The organism is Methylophaga sp. UBA4204, from assembly GCF_002379485.1.
Taxonomy (GTDB): Bacteria; Pseudomonadota; Gammaproteobacteria; order Nitrosococcales; family Methylophagaceae; genus Methylophaga.
The window spans coordinates 28,363-30,454 of the sequence record NZ_DFTU01000054.1 but is presented as its reverse complement, the minus strand read 5'-3'; the positions used below and the strand labels follow the sequence as shown (position 1 = coordinate 30,454).

At 44.2% G+C, this 2,092-nt stretch carries 3 protein-coding genes; all 3 read right to left on the bottom strand.

Features of this window, described 5'->3' with window-relative positions:
* On the bottom strand, window positions 1–972 hold a 972-nt coding region (locus tag B3182_RS07835; RefSeq protein ID WP_292752237.1), incomplete at its 3' end, for an EAL and HDOD domain-containing protein.
* Between the two features lie 30 nt (window positions 973–1,002).
* Window positions 1,003–1,602: a recombination mediator RecR gene (gene recR / locus B3182_RS07830; protein ID WP_292354724.1), complete on the bottom strand. Its 600-nt coding sequence runs from the start codon at window positions 1,600–1,602 to the stop codon at window positions 1,003–1,005.
* A gap of 7 nt (window positions 1,603–1,609) precedes the next feature.
* Window positions 1,610–1,918: a YbaB/EbfC family nucleoid-associated protein gene (locus tag B3182_RS07825; protein WP_292354726.1), complete on the bottom strand. Its 309-nt coding sequence runs from the start codon at window positions 1,916–1,918 to the stop codon at window positions 1,610–1,612.
* Window positions 1,919–2,092: the final 174 nt, after the last annotated feature.

Below are 2,092 nucleotides of genomic sequence, written 5' to 3'. Positions count from 1 at the left end.
CAACAGTACTTCAAGCGGTTTATCCATTAACGCATCGAGTGTGGAAAACAAACCCGCGGCGAAAAATACATCGGCATGGCCTTTATAATGTTTCGCCAGTAATTCACACATCCGCCCTCTAATCATCGCGGTGGTACGAAGTTCATTGGGTTTATCATCGAGTCCGGAGAGGCATAACAGACTTGCCCATGTTTTAATTTTGTTCTGACCCAGCATCACGATCGCCTGACGGGTACTGCCAACTTCACGGGGAAGGCCAAAAAAAGCTGAGTTAATCAGACGCAGCAATTTATAACTTAATGCCACATCCTGATTAATAATTTCCGCCAGTTCATCAACCTCTACTTCAGGATCCTGCAACTTGACCAGAAGCTCCATCAGCGTTTGTGCAGCAGGAGCGATTTTCTTATCAATACTGTTATCGGGCAGAGTGTAGAAAAATCCCTGAAGTAAATCGATATCATGTAACTGACAGAGACTGAACTGTGAGAAGGCATTGACGTTTAAAGCACACAACACGGGATGTTGCTGGCGCCATTTTGGCAGATTTTCAGATATCTCATTTTCAGAGAACTCTTCCAGATCAATTAGCAGGGTCCGACCATTACCGACATTACTCTTGGCATTTTCCGCATAACTGACATGTGAACTGGCCGGTTTCGTTATTGAACGATCATTGGCTTCAATGATCAGATCAATTCCAGGCATTTCATACTCAAAAAGTGCTTTTTGCCATGATCCGGGAATGGTTAATAAGGTTTTTTGATTATGATTTATTGCCTTTAATATGGCTGAAAGCTGCGATAGAAAATCAGGTACGGGCGCGTCTTCACCCAGAGGATTACCTTCGGTATCCAGAAATGTCAGGTGGTAACTGTCGACATCAAGTTTTTTGGAAATAAACAACGGCTGGCGGTGAATGAGACCGTTAAAGTTTTTTAATGAGTCGTATGCCGTATAGATTTCCGTCATGTAAATCCGCTCTAATATTGTTTGGTTCGGTTAATATTTTTCTCGCCCAGCAAATGCATGAGACAGTGTACCACTGTCAACATACTCAAGTTCACCCCCCAATGGTATACCATGTGCCAACCGTGTTACATGTATGTCTCTTGAACGCGCTATTTCACTAATATAATGCGCTGTAGCCTGGCCTTCAACCGTTGGATTGGTTGCCAGAATGACTTCAGTAACGATTTTCTGATCAAAGCGCTCAATGAGATCGGGGATGCCTAATGCTTCAGGCCCTATACCATCTAATGGTGATAAATGACCGGTCAGCACGAAATACTGTCCTTGATAATGCGTTGCCTGTTCAATAGCAATCACATCACTGGGCATTTCCACAATACACAGTTGATCTTCACGACGTGAACTGTCGTTACAGCGACTGCAAATATCTTCTTCACTTAAAATACGACAGCGCTGACAATGTTTTACATTAGTCAGCGCTTTGCTCAGCATTTCTGCAAGATGTTCTCCACCGCTGCGATCGCGTTCCAGTAAATGAAACGTCATTCGCTGAGCTGATTTTGGCCCCACGCCGGGTAAACAGCGTAAAGCCTGGATCAATTGATCAATGCTGGGACCGAGAGTAGCCATATTTGAATTAGAAAGGTAATTTCATGCCTGGAGGCATCATGCCGGCCATGCGTTCCTGGGTGGTTTTCTCGACTTGTTTTACTGCATCATTAACAGCTGCTGCAATCAAATCTTCCAGCATCTCTTTATCATCCTGAAACAGGCTGTCTTCAATGCTCACACGTTTAACATCGTGTTTGCCGGTCATGATGATTTTCACCATGCCGCCACCAGCCTGGCCAGTGACTTCGACGTTGGCCAGTTCTTCCTGAGCCTTCTGCATATTGGCCTGCATTTCCTGGGCCTGTTTCATCAGATTACCTAATCCACCTTTCATAGGAGATCCTCTTTAAAGTTATAAGGGTTTAATTGTTGTATCGATTATACGGGCATTAAATGCATTTTTGATCTGTTCAACCACAGGATCATTGTGAATGGCATCAACTGCGTTTTGTTGAAGTTCTGCGGCCTGTTGTGCACGCTCAGCAGCTAATGTCGGGACATTTTCCGT

Coding starts and splice junctions, on each gene's coding strand:
- recR (WP_292354724.1), bottom strand. CDS start 1,602: ATGGCTACTCTCGGTCCCAGCATTGATCAATTGATCCAGGCTTTACGC.
- B3182_RS07825 (WP_292354726.1), bottom strand. CDS start 1,918: ATGAAAGGTGGATTAGGTAATCTGATGAAACAGGCCCAGGAAATGCAG.